Here is a 15627-nt window from a genome sequence, read left to right as displayed (position 1 = left end):
GCTTAAGCTCGCCGGCGCATGTGCCGTTTTCTCGCCTATCTCGGTGAAGCCATCTTTCTGGACGACTTGGTCTGCGCGCCGCAGCGCTCGCTGGTCAAGCAGTCGCTGCGCGCCGAGGAGGCCAAGGCCGTCACCCATGGCGATGGTTTCGGCATCGGCTGGTATGGCGAGCGCGAGGCGCCGGGCGTCTACCGCGAGGTGATGCCGGCCTGGTCGGACGAGAACCTGCTGGGCCTGTGCGCCAGCGTGCGCTCGCGGCTCTTCTTCGCCCATGTGCGGGCCGCCACCGGCACGGCAATAGCCCGGCAGAACTGCCACCCCTTCCGCTACGGCCGCTGGCTGTTCATGCACAACGGCCAGATCGGCGGCTATGGTCAGCTGCGCCGCGCGCTGGAGGCGCGCCTGCCCGACCATCTCTATGCCGAGCGCCGTGGCGCCACCGACTCGGAGCTGCTGTTCCTGCTGATCGTGAACCGGCTGGAGATCGGCGACACGGTGGCCGAGGCGGTCGCCCAGGTGCTGCGCGAGACGCGGGCGATGATGCAGGTGCTGCAGATCACCCAGCCGCTGCGCTTCGCCGCGGCGCTGGCCGATGGCGAGCGGCTTTACGCGGTGCGCTATTCGAGCGACAAGCGCGCGCCCTCGCTGTACCTGCACCGGCATGCGCAGCAGGGCCTGGTCGTCGCCTCCGAGCCGCTGGAGGACGAGCACAGCGGCTGGGAGCCGATCGCGCCGGGCACGCTGATGCGCCTGGACGCCGGCGGCTGCAGCAGCGAGCCGCTAATGCAATAGCCGCGAGCGGATCGCCTCGGGGTGCGCCTCGAAGGCCGCCTCGACCCCATCCTCGATCACCTCGTACAGCGGCTGGATCAAGGGCCGCAGGCCGGCGACCACCTTGCTGGAGCTGAGCACCGAGGGCACGCGCGCGCCGCGGTGCTCGATGCCCGAGCCGATGCTGCGGATGTCGAAGCCGATGCGCTCGAAATGGCTGGCCAGGCGCGGCTCGGTCAGCACGAACACATACTCGACCTGCAGATGGCGCGCGATCGCGGCCGCACCCAGGTAGAGACTCACCGGGATGAAGGGAAAGCGGCGCGTATGGCCGGCGCGCGGCACGAAATCCTCGCCGGCGACGGCTGCCGCCTTGTCCTCCTCGCCGCGGCGCTGGCGGAAGCGGTGCAGCACGGCCAGGCGCGAGACCTCGCCCAGCGCATGGCGCGGCAGCCGCGCCGGATCGACGACCGAGCGGTCGATCACGTCGCGGCAGCTCTGCTCGAAGGGCAGCGGCGCGCCCGGCGCATCCGGGCGGGTCAGGATCAGGCGCGTGCAGCCGACCGGCTCGCCGCTGCCGCGCCGGCGCAGCAGGCAATGGACCGAATGGCGGTCGTAGACGTCGCACTCGAGGCCGTTCTCGCGCACCGGCTCCCAGCCGAGGTCGCGGCAATAGACCTCGTGGCGGATGCGGTAGACCGATTCGACGCTGGCCTCATCCAGCGCCGGAACCAGCTCGAACATCTCGCGAAAGGTCCGGCCCAGATTGCGTCGGTTCGGAACCGGTGAAGAAGAAGCTGGATCCACGCGCGCTCCTCGGTGGCTGGGCGGCGGCCCCCGCCGCCTCCGGCTGCGAACCATAGACCAATTCGACCAGCGCTGCCAAGGGGCGGCGCCGCCTAGATCTCCACCTTGGAGCCCAACTCGACGATGCGGTTCGTCGGCAGGTGCAGGAAGTCGGCCGCGGCGGCGGCGTTGCGGTGCATGCTGGCGAACAGCTTCTCGCGCCACAGCGCCATGCCCTCGCCGACGGTCGGGATGACGATGTCGCGTGACAGGAAGTAGCTGGTCTCCATCTCGTCCAGATGGACGCCGCGCGATTCCAGCAGCTTCAGTGCCTCGGGCACATCGGGCTCGTTCTTGAAGCCGAAGTTCAGCGCCACCGCCCAGCAGTCGTTGCCAAGCGCCTCGACCTTGACGCGGTGTTCGTAGCCGACCCAGGGCACCTCGTGGTGCTTGACGCTCACGAACAGGTTCTGCTCGTGCAGCACCTTGTTGTGCTTCAGATTGTGCAAGAGCGCATTGGGCGTCATGCCGGCCTCGGCCGAGAGGAAGACGGCCGAGCCGGGCACGCGCACCGGCGGGCTGACGAAGACCGCGTCGAGAAAGCTCTTCAGGTCGATCGCGTCCTCGCGCAGCTTGTTGCTGAGCTGGCGGCGGCCCTGCTTCCAGGTCAGCATCAGCATGAACATGCCGATGCCTATCATCAGCGGGAACCAGCCGCCATGCAGCAGCTTCAAGAGGTTGGAGGCCAGGAAGGTGACGTCGATGATGAAGAAGAAACCGGTCACCAGCGCGCACAGCGCCAGCGGATAGCGCCAGCCATAGCGGATCACGAAGAAGGTCATCACCGTCGTGATCGTCATGTCGATGGTCACCGCCACGCCGTAGGCGCCGGCCAGGCGGCTGGACGAGCCGAAGAACACCACCGCCATCACGACGAAGACGAACAGGCCCCAGTTGACGAAGGGCACATAGATCTGGCCGGTGTCGCGCTCCGAGGTGTGCAGGATGCGCATGCGCGGCAGGATGCCCAGCTGCACCGCCTGCTTGGTGACCGAGAAGGCGGCCGTGATCAACGCCTGCGAGGCGACGATGGCGGCCAAGGTCGCGAGGCCGAACAGCGGCATCTCGGCCCAGCCCGGCGCGATCAGGAAGAAGGGGTTCTTGATCGCCCCGGGGTCCTTCAGCAGCAGCGCGCCCTGGCCGAAGTAGTTGATCACCAGGGCCGGCATCACGAAGCCGTACCAGGCGATGCGAATCGGCTTCTTGCCGAAGTGGCCCAGATCGGCATACAGCGCCTCGCCGCCGGTGACCACCAGCACGACGGCGCCCAGCGCGACAAAGGCCACCCACTGATAGTGCAGGCAGAACTCGATCGCATAGAGCGGGTTGACCGCGCGCAAAACCTCCGGATTGGCGGCAATCTGCGGCAGGCCCAAGAGGGCCAGGCAGGAGAACCAGACCAGCATCACCGGCCCGAAGGCCTTGCCGACGCCGCCGGTGCCGAAGCGCTGCACGCCGAACAGGCCGGCCAGCACGACCAGGGCCACCGGCACGATCGCATCGTCGTACTGCGGCGCATAGACGTCGATGCCCTCGACCGCGCTGAGCACCGTCATCGCCGGCGTGATCACCGCATCGCCGAAGAAGATCGCCGTGCCGAACAGGCCCACCAGCATCAGCGCGCGGCGCAGCGGCGGCTTGTCGTTCACCGCATTGGTGGCCAGCGCCAGCATCGCGATCAGGCCGCCCTCGCCGTTGTTGTCGGCGCGCAGGATCAGCAGCACGTACTTCAGCGAGACCACCAGCGTCATGGTCCAGAACAGCAGCGACAGCACGCCCAGGATATTGGCCTGGGCCAGCGGCACATGGCCGCCGTGGAAGACCTCCTTCAGCGCATACAGCGGGCTGGTGCCGATGTCGCCGTAGACGACGCCAAGGGCGCCGAGGGTCAGGCCCGCCAGCGCCGAGGGGCTGCGGGCCGCATTGGAAGAACTCACGGGAAGCTGCGGCCGGTCGGGGTCGCGGGAGCCAAAACCGCTATTTTGCGCCGCGATTTGTGCAGCGCGTCAAGACGCTTACCCGGAGCTCGGGGGGCGTTGCGGCCGCCCCACCGCGGCCGGCTTGACGCGCGGGCGGCTTATTCGTAGACCTCGGCCTCGGGGTCGGTGACCTCCAGCTCGTAGCTGGCGGCCAGCATCGCCAGCCGGGCGATCACGCCATACATATAGAAGCGGTTCGGCGCGCTGGCGCCGGGCTTCTCGCCGCGGCGCGGCAGATGCGGCGACTCGGCAAAGGCCAGCGGCACAAAGCTGGAACCGGGCGCATTGAGGTTCTCGTCGGCACCCCGGTCGGCGTGCACCCGGTAGAAGCCGCCGACCACATAGCGGTCCATCATGTAGACAACCGGCTCGGCGACGGCGTCATTGACCCGCTCGTAGGTCGGCACGCCCTCCTGGATGATGACCTCGGTGACCTCCTGGCCGTCCTTGATCACGCTCATCTTGTTGCGCGCGCGGCTGGACAGCTCGGCCAGCTCCTTGGCGTCGCGCACCATCATGATGCCCATGCCATAGGTGCCGGCATCGGGCTTGATGACGACGAAGGGCTTCTCCTGGATGCCGTATTCCTTGTACTTGCGCCGCACCTTGGCCAGCAGCGCATCGGCCTGGGTCTGCAGCGCCTCCAGGCCCTGGCCCTCGGCGAAGTCCAGTTCGCCGGCGCTGGCGAACATCGGGTTGATCAGCCAGGGGTCCATGCCCATCAGCTTGGAGAACTTCTTCGCCACCTCCTCGTAGGCGCGGAAATGCTGGCGCTTGCGGCGCAGCGCCCAGCCGGCATGCAGCGGCGGCAGCAGGTACTGCTCGTGCAGGCCCTCCAGCACCGAGGGGATGCCGGCCGACAGATCGTTGTTCAGCAGAATGGTGCAGGGATCGAAGTCCTTCAAGCCCAGGCGGCCGCGGTTGCGCACCAGCGGCTCGACGGTCAGGCTGCTGCCGTCGGCGAGAGCCAGCGGGGTCGGCTCGGCGATCGCCGGGTCCAGCGTGCCCAGGCGCACGTTCAGGCCCGCCTGGTTGAAGATGCGCACCAGGGTGCCGACATTGCTCAGGTAGAAGCTGTTGCGCGTGTGCTTCTCGGGCACCAGCAAGAGGTTCTTGGCCTCCGGGCAGATCTTCTCGATCGCCGCCATCGCCGCCTGCACCGCCAGCGGCAGCATCTCGTTGGTCAGGTTATTGAAGCCGCCCGGGAAGAGATTGGTGTCGACCGGCGCCAGCTTGAAGCCGGCATTGCGCAGGTCGACCGAGCTGTAGAAGGGCGGCGTGTGCTCCATCCATTCGAGCCGGAACCAGCGCTCGATCGCCGGCGTCGACTCCAGGAGACGCTGCTCCAGTTCGTTGATCGGGCCATTCAGGGCGGTGATGAGATGGGGGACCATGGCGTGCTCGGTTTTGTCTTCTGATTCTATGGACTCCTTAGATAGGGTCGGACACGGCAATAAAAAGAGCCGCCCGAAGGCGGCTCCGAAATGAGGCAAGTGCCCGTTTACTTGTGATACGCGGTCTCGCCGTGCGAGCTAATGTCCAGGCCCTCGCGCTCGGCATCCTCGCTGACGCGCAGGCCGATCACCAGGTCGACGATCTTGTAGGCGATCAGCGAGACGACGCCGGACCAGACGATGGTCACCAGCACCGCCTTCAGCTGTGTCCAGACCTGGGCGCCGATCGAGTAGGCGTCCGGCGCGATCATCGCGGCCGTGACCCAGTCGCCGACGGCGCTGGGGCCGCCCAGCGAGGGCGAGTTGAACACGCCGGTCAGCAGGGCGCCGACGATGCCGCCGACGCCGTGCACGCCGAACACGTCCAGCGAGTCGTCCGCGCCGAGCAGCTTCTTCAGGCCGTTGACGCCCCACAGGCAGGCGAAGCCGGCGACCGCGCCGATGATCAGCGCGCCACCGATGCCGACATTGCCGGCGGCCGGGGTGATCGCCACCAGGCCGGCGACGGCGCCCGAGGCCGCACCCAGCATCGAGGCCTTGCCCTTCAAGAGCGCCTCGCCGACGCACCAGGCCAGCACGGCCGCGGCCGTGGCGACGAAGGTGTTGATGAAGGCCAGCGCGGCGAAGCCGTTCGCCTCCAGCGCCGAGCCGGCGTTGAAGCCGAACCAGCCCACCCACAGCAGCGAGGCGCCGACCATCGTCAGCGTCAGGCTGTGCGGCGTGAACGCTTCCTTGCCGTAGCCGATGCGCTTGCCGACCATGAAGGCGCCGACCAGGCCGGCCATCGCGGCGTTGATGTGCACGACGGTGCCGCCGGCGAAGTCCAGCGCGCCCCATTGCCAGATCATGCCGGCCTTGCTGTTCATCTCGTCGACGACGCCGGCGGCCGTGTAGGCATCCGGACCCATCCAGAACCAGACCATGTGGGCGATCGGCAGATAGCTGAAGGTGAACCACAGGGCCAGGAACAGCAGCACGGCCGAGAACTTGATGCGCTCGGCGAAGGCGCCGACGATCAGGCAGGCGGTGATGCCGGCGAAGGTCGCCTGGAAGGCGGCGAACACGATCTCGGGGATCACGACGCCCTTGGAGAAGGTCGCGCCATTGGCGAAGCTGCCGGCGACGTTGTCCCAGATGCCCTTCATCAGGATGCGGTCGGTGCCGCCGATGAACTTGTTGCCCTCGGTGAAGGCGAAGCTGTAGCCATAGATGACCCACAGCACGACGATCAACGAGAAGGCCACCATCACCTGCATCAGCACCGACAGCATGTTTTTGCTGCGCACCAGGCCGCCGTAGAACAGCGCAAGACCCGGCACCGTCATCATGATGACCAGCAGGGTCGAGACCATCATCCAGGCGGTGTCGCCCTTGTTGGGCACCGGCGCCGGCGCGGCAGCGGCCGAGGCGGCATCCGCAGGGGCCGAGGCCGCAGCGGCGGCCGGCGCGGCCTCGGAAGCGGCGGTGGCCACCGCCGCGGCGGCGGCCGGCGCCGAGGCCGCCGTGTCCTGCGCCCAGGCAGCCGGCGCGAACACCGCCACGGCCAGGGCCAGAGAGGCAATCAGTTTCTTCATTGCTTGATCTCCAGGGGTTTCGTTCTTGGTTTACAGGGCGTCCTGGCCCGTTTCACCGGTGCGGATGCGCACCACCTGATCCAGCGGCGAGACGAAGATCTTGCCGTCGCCGATCTTGCCGGTGCGGGCGGCGGCCTCGATCGCCTCGATCACCTGCTCGACGACGGCGTCGCCGACGGCCGCCTCGATCTTGACCTTGGGCAGGAAGTCGACGACGTATTCGGCGCCGCGGTACAGCTCGGTATGGCCCTTCTGGCGGCCGAAGCCCTTGACCTCGGTGACGGTCAGGCCCTGCACGCCGATCGCGCTGAGGGCTTCGCGCACTTCGTCAAGCTTGAAGGGCTTGATGACGGCGGTGATCAGTTTCATGGCTCTCTCCTCGTTGTCCGTAAATCAGAAGACCTTCTTGACCGCGACGACCACGGAGGTCTTGCCCAGGTCCTTGCCCTTGGCGGTGTAGAAGCCGTCGGCATCGGTGCCGACGACGGCGGCCGAGAAGCTCAGGCCCCACCAGTCCTTGGTGACGGCCAGCGAGTAGTCGGTGTAGGACGCCGCGCTGTTGTTCTTGACCGTCTGGTGGCCCACGTGCGGCACCAGATTGAAGCCCTCGCCGAGCTCGAAGGTGGCGCTGACGTCGAAGTAGCCGCTGCCCTTGCTGTCGGCAAAGCCGAACAGATTGGTCGTGCTGTGCGAGTACTTGGCCGTCACCGGGCCGAAGCTCAGAGCGCCGTAGACCTCGAAGGTGTTGGGGCTGGGATTCAGGTCATGGCTGGGGTAGTAGTACTGCAGCACGCCGACGTCGACCGTCAGGCCCTTGGCGATCTCGGTCTTGTAGCCACCGTAGAAATCCCACTCGAAATTGGCATTGCCGCCGCCGTCCTTGATCCAGGTGATCGTCGAGGCCCAGCTGCCGATGTAGAAGCCGCTCTCGTGCGCGTAGTCGACGCCGCCCTGCAGGGCCGGCTTGAGCCGGCTCTGCGAGATGCCGCGATAGCGGTAGTCGGTGGTGCCGCTGATATTGAAGGACAGCGGGCTGGCGGCCTCGGGGGCCGCCTCCTGGGCCTGCGCCGGCAGGGCGGCGCCGACAAGACTGAGGGCCAGGGTCGCAAGAATCGACTTCATGCTCATACGGATTTCCTCGATGGTTTGTTCGATGGCGGGCGGCGGTCCGCGAAGACCGCCGGGGGTCGCTGAGGCTTTGCAGCTTCCGTGCCAGCGGCGTCTCGGCCCAAGCCGGGGCATGGCGGCGCAGGGCGCGCACCAAAGCCCGGAGACGGCCGCGGGCCGCGCGCGACTCGCACCATCTTGGTTCCGGACGCCGGCCGGGCCGCGCCGCACACGTGCACCGCTTTCGTGCACGATCAGCGATGGCGCCGCGCCGGCCGCGCCTGCACAATCGGGCCGGGCCCGTCGATGCGGGCCGATCGGGGAGTGGGGTAACGCACATGTCCTTGGCCATCGTTCACAGCCGCGCGCTGGACGGGCTGGCCGCCGCGGCGGTCAGCGTCGAGGTGCATCTGGCCAATGGCCTGCCCTCCTTCACCCTGGTCGGCCTCGCCGAGACCGAGGTGAAGGAATCGCGCGAGCGCGTGCGCGCGGCGCTGCAGAACAACGGCCTGTCCTTCCCGCACAACAAGCGCATCGTGGTCAATCTGGCGCCGGCCGAGCTGCCCAAGGAGGGCGGCTGCTTCGACCTGCCGATCGCGCTGGGCATCCTGGCCGCCAGCGGCCAGATCGATGCGGCGGCGCTCGCCGGCTTCGAATGCGCGGGCGAGCTGTCCCTGGCCGGCGAGCTGCGGCCGGTGCGCGGCGCGCTGGCGATGGGCCTGGCGCTGCGCCGCGAAAGCAGCGCGCGCCGGCTGATCCTGCCCGAGGCCAGTGCGGCCGAGGCGGCGCTGGTCGACGGGGTCGGCGTGCAGTTCGCCAAGCACCTGCTCGATCTGGTCGCCGCGCTGCAACCGGGCAGCGAGCAGCCGCTGGCCGCGGCGGTCGCATTGCCGCGGGCGGCGGCGGCCGAGGCTTCCGATCTGCGTGACATCCGCGGCCAGGCCGGCGCCAAGCGGGCGCTGGAGATCGCCGCCGCCGGTGCTCATTCGCTGCTGCTGGTCGGGCCGCCGGGCACCGGCAAGTCCATGCTGGCGCAGCGCCTGGCCGGGTTGCTGCCGCCGCTGACCACCGAGGAGGCACTGGAATCGGCCGCGGTGCTGAGCCTGGCCGGCCAGTTCGATCCGGCGCGCTGGGGCTGGCGCGTGCTGCGCAGCCCGCATCACAGCGCGTCCAGCATCGCCCTGGTGGGCGGTGGTTCACCGCCGCGGCCGGGCGAGATCTCGCTGGCCCAGCATGGGGTCCTGTTCCTGGACGAATTGCCCGAATACAACCGCGCGGCGCTGGAGGCCTTGCGCGAGCCGCTGGAGAGCGGCCGCATCCTGATCTCGCGGGCGGCGCGGCAGGCCGAGTTCCCGGCGCGCTTCCAGCTGGTGGCGGCGATGAACCCCTGCCCCTGCGGCCATCTGGGCAATCCGCTGCGCGAATGCCGCTGCACGCCGGATCAGGTGGCGCGCTATCGCGGCCGGCTCAGCGGCCCCTTCCTCGACCGGCTCGATCTGCAGATCGAGGTGCCGGTGATCGCGCCGGCGGCCCTGGCCGGCGTGCCCGATGGCGAGGCCAGCGCGCGGGTCGCCGAGCGGGTGGCCGCCGCGCGCGCGCGGGCGCTGGCGCGCCAGGGCTGCAGCAATGCCTTGCTGCCGGCGCAGGCGCTGGACCGCCAGGCGCGCTGCGACAAGGCCGCGATGGATCTGCTGCTGAAGGCCGCCGCGCGGCTGGGCTGGTCGGGCCGCAGCTACCACCGCGTGATGCGGGTCGCGCGCAGCATCGCCGACCTGGCCGGCAGCGAGGTGATCGCCCCGGCGCAGATGGCCGAGGCGGTGCAGCTGCGCCGCGGCCTCGGCGGCGGGCTGGTCTAGGGCCTGTTAACACTACGGCAATGGGCCGCGTTGCCGTAGTGTTAACAGGCCCTAGCTTGTCCTAGCGGCGCTCGAGCCGGCCGTCGCGGATCACGACGATGTCGCCGGCGCGCAGCTGCGGGTCGCTGGCCTGCTCATGGCGCTGCGTGACGCCATCGCGGTTGGTCAGGCTGACGATCCAGACCTGCGAGCTCTTGCTGCGCTTCTCGACCTCGTTGCCGGCAAAGCCGCCCGCCACGGCGCCGCCGACGGTGGCGATCTTCTTGCCGGTGCCGCCGCCGATCTGGTGGCCCAGCACCCCGCCCAGCACCGCGCCGCCGACGGCGCCGAGGCCGCTGGCCTGGCCCTGGCGCGCCTCGCTGTGCACATTGCCGACGCGCCAGCATTCCTGGCAGAGCTGCGGCGCGGCCGCTGCATGCTCGACGGCCGGCTTGGCTGCCGGGGCCGGTGCGGGAGCCGGGGCCGGCTTGGCCTCGGGCGTCTGGGCCAGCACCGTTGCCGGCTTGCCGGTCGGCGCCGGCGCCTCGGTGGCAGCGACTGCCGGCGGCTCAGCCGGCGGGCTCGCCTTCTCGGCGCCGCCGACGCGGCCCAGGGCATAGGCGCCGCCCAGCAGGGCGACGGCGATCGCGACAACGGCGATGGATTGGCTGGAATTGAGCGGTAGTTTCATTGTTCGTGGGGCTCCGGTCGAAAGCATGACATCGAAACGGCTGGCGCCGCCCGCCGGCCGACCGTCAGATGTAAGCGAGCGTCAGTGGCAGCCGTTCAACCCAGCAAGGGCGCCAGCGCCCGCCCGGCCGCGGCCGGGTCCAGCGCCATCCGCGCGGCCCAGTCCTGCAGCTGGTCCTCGCCGATGCGGCCGACGTTGAAATAGCTGGCCTCCGGGTGCGCCAGATAGAAGCCGCTGACGCTGGCGGCCGGCGTCATCGCCATCGCCTCGGTCAGGCCCATGCCGATCTCCTCCGGCGCCAGCGCCCGGAACAGCTCGCGCTTGGCCAGGTGGTCGGGGCAGGCCGGATAGCCGGGCGCCGGGCGGATGCCGCGGTACTGCTCGGCGATCAGCTGCTCGTTCGTCATGTGCTCGTCCGGCGCATAGGCCCAGAACTCTTGGCGCACGCGCTGGTGCAGGCGCTCGGCAAAGGCCTCGGCCAGGCGGTCGGCCAGGGCCTTCAGCATGATGGCCGAGTAGTCGTCCAGATCGGCGATGAAGGCGGCCTCCTTCTTGTCGACGCCCAGACCGGCGGTGACGGCGAACAGGCCGATGTAATCCGGCACCGTGCCCTTGGGCGCGATGTAGTCGGCCAGCGCGCGGTTGGGCCGCATCTGGCCGTCGACGACCGGCCGCTCCGACTGCATGCGCAGGCCGCGCCAAGTCATCAAGACCTCGCTGCGCGATTCGTCGGTGTAGATCTCGATGTCGTCGTCATTGACCTGGGCGGCCGGATAGAGGCCGAACACGCCATTAGCCTGCAGCCAGCGGCCCTCGATCAGGCGCTGCAGCATGCGCTTGCCGTCGCTGAACACGCGCTGCGCCTCGGCGCCGACGATCTCGTCCTTGAGGATCTGCGGGAAGGGACCCGCCAGGTCCCAGGTCTGGAAGAAGGGCCCCCAATCGATGTGCTGGGCCAGCTCGGCCAGGTCGTAGTTCTTGAACACGCGCCGGCCGATGAACTTGGGCACCGGCGGCGCATAGGCGACCCAGTCGATCGCCACCTTGTTCGCCCGCGCGGCGGCCAGGCTCACCAGCGGCGTCTGCTTCTTGTTCGCGTGCAGCTGGCGCACCTTCTCGTAATCGGCCTTCAACTCGTCGATATAGGCGCTGGCGCGCTCGTCGCTGAGCAGCTCGGTGCAGACGCCGACCGAGCGCGAGGCATCGGGCACGTAGACGACCGGGCCCTCGTAATGCGGCGAGATCTTGACGGCCGTGTGCACGCGGCTGGTGGTCGCGCCGCCGATCAAGAGCGGGATCTTCTTGACGCGGAAATAGTCGTCGCGCTGCATCTCGGCGGCCACATGCTGCATCTCCTCGAGGCTGGGCGTGATCAGGCCCGAGAGGCCGATGATGTCGGCGCCCTCGACCTTGGCGCGGGCCAAGATGTCCTGGCAGGCCACCATCACGCCCATGTTCACCACCTCGTAGTTGTTGCACTGCAGGACCACGGTGACGATGTTCTTGCCGATGTCGTGCACATCGCCCTTGACGGTGGCGATGACGATCTTGCCCTTGGGTTTCACGTCGCCGCCGGCCGCCTCCAGCTGGCGCTTCTCTTCCTCGATATAGGGCACCAGATGCGCGACGGCGGACTTCATCACGCGCGCGCTCTTGACCACCTGGGGCAGGAACATCTTGCCGGCACCAAACAGGTCGCCGACGATATTCATGCCGGCCATCAGCGGTCCCTCGATCACGTGCAGCGGCCGGCCGCCACCGGCGCTGATCTGCTGCCAGGCCTCCTCGGTGTCCGCGACGATGAAGTCGGTGATGCCATGCACCAGCGCATGCGAGAGCCGCTCGTTGACATTGCCGGCACGCCAGGCCAGGCGGGCCGAATCATCCTTGGCCATGCCCTTGGCGCGCTCGGCGATCTCGATCAGGCGCTCGCCGCTGTCGGCGCGGCGGTTCAGCACCACGTCTTCGACCCGCTCGCGCAGCTCGGCGTCCAGGTCGTCGTAGACGCCGATCATGCCGGCGTTGACGATGCCCATGTCCAGGCCCGCCTGGATCGCGTGGTAGAGGAAGACGGTGTGGATGGCCTCGCGCACCGGCTCGTTGCCGCGGAAGCTGAAGCTGACGTTGGACACGCCGCCGCTGACCTTGGCGCCGGGCAGGTTCTGCTTGATCCAGCGCGTCGCCTCGATGAAGTCGACCGCGTAGTTGTCATGCTCCTCGATGCCGGTCGCGATCGCGAAGATATTCGGGTCGAAGATGATGTCCTCGGCGGGGAAGCCGACCTCGTCGACCAGGATGCGGTAGGCGCGCTGGCAGATCTCGATCTTGCGCTCGAAGGTGTCGGCCTGACCCTTTTCGTCGAAGGCCATCACGACGGCGGCGGCGCCGTAGCGGCGCACCAGCTTGGCCTGGCGGCGGAATTCCTCCTCGCCCTCCTTCATCGAAATCGAGTTGACGATGCCCTTGCCCTGGATGCACTTGAGGCCGGCCTCGATCACGTCCCATTTTGACGAGTCGATCATGATGGGCACGCGGGCGATCTCGGGCTCGGAGGCGATCAGGTTCAGGAAGCGCACCATCGCCGCCTGGCTGTCCAGCATCGCCTCGTCCATATTGACGTCGATGATCTGGGCGCCGTTCTCGACCTGCTGGCGAGCGACGGCCAGCGCCTCCTCGAACTGGCCGTTCAGGATCAGGCGGGCAAAGGCCTTGGAGCCGGTGACATTGGTGCGCTCGCCGATATTGACGAACAGGGTGCCGGCGCCGATCTGCACGGGCTCCAGGCCCGACAGCTTCATCGGCGACATCAGGGGGGTGGCGAGGGTCATGGCGGCCTTGGGTCTCGAGCGGGCCGCAACTCACCGCGGCCACGAAGGGATTCATGGATCGGTGAGCGCCGTTGTCGCAGCGCCGCTCCGGTCGGAGAACGGCCCTGATCGTCCGAGCCTGGCGGGTCTTTTCCGTCGCAGCGCTCCTCGAACTGTGAGGATTTTACGGGCTGAGCGGGCGGCGGCCTCAATCCGGCGCGGAAGCGGTCGACAATGCTTCTGGTTGCAAGCGCTTACAACGGCAAACGACGACAAGAAACTTGGAACTGCTTCCCCTGCCCCCTCACAGCCTGCGCGTCGGCCAGCTGCTGAACTTCTCGGTCCGCGATGCCGACGGCACCCTGCTGATTGCCAGCGGCCAGCTGCTCGGCGACACGCCGCTGGTGCATGCGCTGATCCAGCGCGGCGCCTGGGTGCAGGCGCACGAGACGCCGGCCTACCAGCGTGCGCTGGTCCACAAGATGGACACCATGCTGCACCAGGGCGCGACGCTGGGCGCGATTGCCAGGGTGCAGGCCGACAGCAGCCTGCCGCCCGAGCGCCCACGGCCGCTGCTGCCGCTGGAGCTGCACCGGCGCTGGGCCGATCTGCAATTGCGCGCGCACAGCCTGCTGCGCGAGCCGCGCGCCGAGGATTTCCTGCCGCGGCTGGAGGCACTGCATGCGGAGGCGCTGGCGCGGCTGCAGGGCCAGCCGGACGCCAGCCTGACCCTGCTGATCTTCGAGGCCAGCCAGGCCTACCAGCGCTACAGCGCCGGCCACGGACTGCTGAGCCTGGTGCTGGCCGAGCTGTGCGCGCGCCAGCTGGGCTGGAGCGAGGAATGGCGCGGCGCGCTGAGCCGCGCGGCGCTGACGATGAACATCAGCATCAGCAGCCAGCAGGACAAGATGGCCGCCCAGGCCGAGCGGCTCAGCGAGGCGCAGCGCCTGGCCCTCAACCAACATGGCCGCGACGGTGCCGAGCTGCTGATGCAGCTGGGCGTGCGCTCGGGCCTGTGGCTGCACACGGTGCGGCGCCACCACGAGGCCGGCCCGGGGCCGCTGGACGGCCGCGAGCCGGCCGAGCAGCTGGCGCGCCTGCTGCGCCGCATCGACATCTTCGGCGCGCGCCTGAGCCCGCGCCGCGGCCGCCGCGCGCTGGCCGGCGCCTCGGCCGCCCGCGCCGTCTATCTGGACGAGAACCGGCAGCCCGACGAGGCCGGCGCCGCGCTGGTGAAGGCGGTCGGCCTGTATCCGCCGGGCAGCCTGGTGCGCCTGGCCAACGAGGAGGTCGGCATCGTCTTCAAGCGCGGCCACAGCGCCAACGAGCCGATGGTGGCGGCGCTATTGGGCAGGAGCGGCGCGCCGCTGTCCGAGCCGGTGCCGCGCGACACGCGGCTGGCGATGCAGGCGATCGTCGCCAGCCTCGCGCCGCACGAGATGAAGCTGCTGCTGAATGTGGAGAAGCTGCTGAAGCTCTACTGAGCTTCAGGCGGCGTCCGGCAGCAGATCGCTGAGGAACTTGCTGCCGCAGGGGCGCGGGCGGTAGGCCGAGACCTGCTGCGCGATCGCGGCGATATGGTCCGGCGTCGTGCCGCAGCAGCCGCCGGCGATATTGAGGAAGCCGCTGGCGGCGAATTCCTCCATCAGGCGGCCGGTCACGTCCGGCGTCTCGTCGAAGCCAGTCTCGCTCATTGGATTCGGCAGGCCGGCATTCGGATAGCAGCTGATCGCGGTGGCGCCGGCCGCCTTGGCCAGCTCCTCGATATAGGGCCGCATCAGCGTCGCACCTAAAGCGCAGTTCAGGCCCACGGCCAGCGGCCGCGCATGGCGAACCGAATGCCAGAAGGCCGTCACCGTCTGGCCCGAGAGAATGCGGCCGGAGGCATCGGTGACGGTGCCGGAGATGATCACCGGCAGGCGCTCGCCGCTGTCTTCCATCAGCTCGTCCAGCGCGAAGATGGCCGCCTTGGCGTTCAGGGTGTCGAAGATGGTCTCGACCAGGAACAGGTCGACGCCGCCGTCCAGCAGGCCCTTGGCCTGCTCGTAATAGGCGGCGCGCAAGGTGTCGAAATCGACATTGCGCGCGCCCGGATCGTTGACGTCGGGGCTGATCGAGGCGGTGCGCGGCGTCGGGCCCAGCGCGCCGGCGGCAAAGCGCGGCTTGTCGGCGGTGGCGTACTTGTCGCAGGCCGCGCGCGCCAGCTTGGCCGCGGCGACGTTCATCTCATAGGCGTATTCCGCCAGGCCATAGTCCTCCTGCGCGACCGAGGTCGTGCCGAAGGTATTGGTCTCGATGATGTCGGCGCCGGCGGCCAGGTACTGCTCGTGGATCTCGGCGATCACCTCGGGCTTGGTCAGCACCAGCAGGTCGTTGTTGCCCTTCAGCTCCCGGCCATGGCCGGCAAAGCGCGCACCGCGGTAATCGTCCTCGCCAAGGCGGTAACGCTGGATCATCGTGCCCATCGCGCCGTCCAGGATGGCGATCCGATGTTGCAGAATGCCGGGCAGCGCGGCAGCGCGCGTATAGGAAATGGGAGCGACCTTCATGCGCCCATTGTAAG

Annotated in this window: 12 protein-coding genes and 1 riboswitch; of the genes, 3 read left to right on the top strand and 9 right to left on the bottom strand. The window is 68.8% G+C overall.

Annotated features, from left to right (window positions below; genetic code table 11):
* The first annotated feature begins 18 nt into the window (after positions 1-18).
* Positions 19-792 (top strand): class II glutamine amidotransferase, encoded by a 774-nt coding sequence (locus tag QWJ38_RS04730; RefSeq protein WP_290357884.1) that lies wholly within the window; start codon positions 19-21, stop codon positions 790-792.
* Here QWJ38_RS04730 and QWJ38_RS04725 read toward each other — a convergent pair.
* The 6 genes from QWJ38_RS04725 to QWJ38_RS04700 form a co-directional block, all read right to left on the bottom strand.
* The gene (locus QWJ38_RS04725; protein ID WP_290357883.1) at positions 781-1515 is read right to left on the bottom strand and encodes a PEP-CTERM/exosortase system-associated acyltransferase; all 735 of its coding nucleotides are present in this window, start codon (positions 1513-1515) and stop codon (positions 781-783) included. The genes QWJ38_RS04730 and QWJ38_RS04725 overlap by 12 nt on opposite strands.
* 155 nt (positions 1516-1670) lie before the next feature.
* Positions 1671-3554, bottom strand: a complete 1884-nt coding sequence (locus QWJ38_RS04720) for a potassium transporter Kup (protein WP_290357882.1) — start codon at positions 3552-3554, stop codon at positions 1671-1673.
* Between the two features lie 140 nt (positions 3555-3694).
* Positions 3695-4990: a glutamate--cysteine ligase gene (gene gshA / locus QWJ38_RS04715; protein WP_290357881.1), complete on the bottom strand. Its 1296-nt coding sequence runs from the start codon at positions 4988-4990 to the stop codon at positions 3695-3697.
* A gap of 107 nt (positions 4991-5097) precedes the next feature.
* Positions 5098-6624, bottom strand: a complete 1527-nt coding sequence (gene amt, locus QWJ38_RS04710; protein ID WP_290357880.1) for an ammonium transporter — start codon at positions 6622-6624, stop codon at positions 5098-5100.
* 30 nt (positions 6625-6654) lie between these two features.
* Positions 6655-6993 (bottom strand): P-II family nitrogen regulator, encoded by a 339-nt coding sequence (glnK, locus tag QWJ38_RS04705; RefSeq protein ID WP_290357879.1) that lies wholly within the window; start codon positions 6991-6993, stop codon positions 6655-6657.
* A 24-nt stretch (positions 6994-7017) separates the two neighbouring features.
* Positions 7018-7752 (bottom strand): TorF family putative porin, encoded by a 735-nt coding sequence (locus QWJ38_RS04700; protein ID WP_290357878.1) that lies wholly within the window; start codon positions 7750-7752, stop codon positions 7018-7020.
* Between the two features lie 317 nt (positions 7753-8069).
* On the opposite strand from QWJ38_RS04700, the gene QWJ38_RS04695 reads away from it, so the two are divergent.
* Entirely contained in the window at positions 8070-9587 is a 1518-nt protein-coding gene (locus QWJ38_RS04695) for a YifB family Mg chelatase-like AAA ATPase (protein ID WP_290357877.1), read from the top strand.
* A gap of 61 nt (positions 9588-9648) precedes the next feature.
* On the opposite strand, the gene QWJ38_RS04690 is transcribed toward QWJ38_RS04695, so the two are convergent.
* Both QWJ38_RS04690 and metH read right to left on the bottom strand, forming a co-directional pair.
* Positions 9649-10257: a glycine zipper 2TM domain-containing protein gene (locus QWJ38_RS04690; RefSeq protein ID WP_290357876.1), complete on the bottom strand. Its 609-nt coding sequence runs from the start codon at positions 10255-10257 to the stop codon at positions 9649-9651.
* Between the two features lie 95 nt (positions 10258-10352).
* Positions 10353-13085 carry a methionine synthase gene (gene metH / locus QWJ38_RS04685; protein WP_290357875.1) on the bottom strand — a complete coding sequence of 911 codons (2733 nt, stop codon included), beginning with the start codon at positions 13083-13085 and terminating at the stop codon, positions 10353-10355.
* Positions 13086-13141: 56 nt separating this feature from the next.
* A riboswitch (S-adenosyl-L-homocysteine riboswitch) is annotated at positions 13142-13240 on the bottom strand.
* A 105-nt stretch (positions 13241-13345) separates the two neighbouring features.
* Here metH and QWJ38_RS04680 point away from each other — a divergent pair.
* Entirely contained in the window at positions 13346-14548 is a 1203-nt protein-coding gene (locus QWJ38_RS04680; RefSeq protein WP_290357874.1) for an HD-GYP domain-containing protein, read from the top strand.
* 3 nt (positions 14549-14551) lie between these two features.
* On the opposite strand, the gene QWJ38_RS04675 is transcribed toward QWJ38_RS04680, so the two are convergent.
* Complete coding sequence (locus QWJ38_RS04675) at positions 14552-15613, bottom strand: homocysteine S-methyltransferase family protein (protein WP_290357873.1); 1062 nt, start codon at positions 15611-15613, stop codon at positions 14552-14554.
* Positions 15614-15627: the final 14 nt, after the last annotated feature.

The sequence above is a fragment of the Roseateles violae genome (genome assembly GCF_030410485.1).
GTDB lineage: Bacteria > Pseudomonadota > Gammaproteobacteria > Burkholderiales > Burkholderiaceae_C > Roseateles_D > Roseateles_D violae.
This window is presented reverse-complemented; position numbering and strand designations above follow the sequence as displayed.

What these genes read in the sequence shown, in the direction of transcription:
- QWJ38_RS04730 (WP_290357884.1), top strand. Translation starts at nt 19, where the DNA reads ATGTGCCGTTTTCTCGCCTATCTCGGTGAAGCCATCTTTCTGGACGAC.
- QWJ38_RS04725 (WP_290357883.1), bottom strand. Translation starts at nt 1,515, where the DNA reads ATGTTCGAGCTGGTTCCGGCGCTGGATGAGGCCAGCGTCGAATCGGTC.
- gshA (WP_290357881.1), bottom strand. Translation starts at nt 4,990, where the DNA reads ATGGTCCCCCATCTCATCACCGCCCTGAATGGCCCGATCAACGAACTG.
- amt (WP_290357880.1), bottom strand. Translation starts at nt 6,624, where the DNA reads ATGAAGAAACTGATTGCCTCTCTGGCCCTGGCCGTGGCGGTGTTCGCG.
- glnK (WP_290357879.1), bottom strand. Translation starts at nt 6,993, where the DNA reads ATGAAACTGATCACCGCCGTCATCAAGCCCTTCAAGCTTGACGAAGTG.
- QWJ38_RS04700 (WP_290357878.1), bottom strand. Translation starts at nt 7,752, where the DNA reads ATGAGCATGAAGTCGATTCTTGCGACCCTGGCCCTCAGTCTTGTCGGC.
- QWJ38_RS04695 (WP_290357877.1), top strand. Translation starts at nt 8,070, where the DNA reads ATGTCCTTGGCCATCGTTCACAGCCGCGCGCTGGACGGGCTGGCCGCC.
- QWJ38_RS04690 (WP_290357876.1), bottom strand. Translation starts at nt 10,257, where the DNA reads ATGAAACTACCGCTCAATTCCAGCCAATCCATCGCCGTTGTCGCGATC.
- metH (WP_290357875.1), bottom strand. Translation starts at nt 13,085, where the DNA reads ATGACCCTCGCCACCCCCCTGATGTCGCCGATGAAGCTGTCGGGCCTG.
- QWJ38_RS04675 (WP_290357873.1), bottom strand. Translation starts at nt 15,613, where the DNA reads ATGAAGGTCGCTCCCATTTCCTATACGCGCGCTGCCGCGCTGCCCGGC.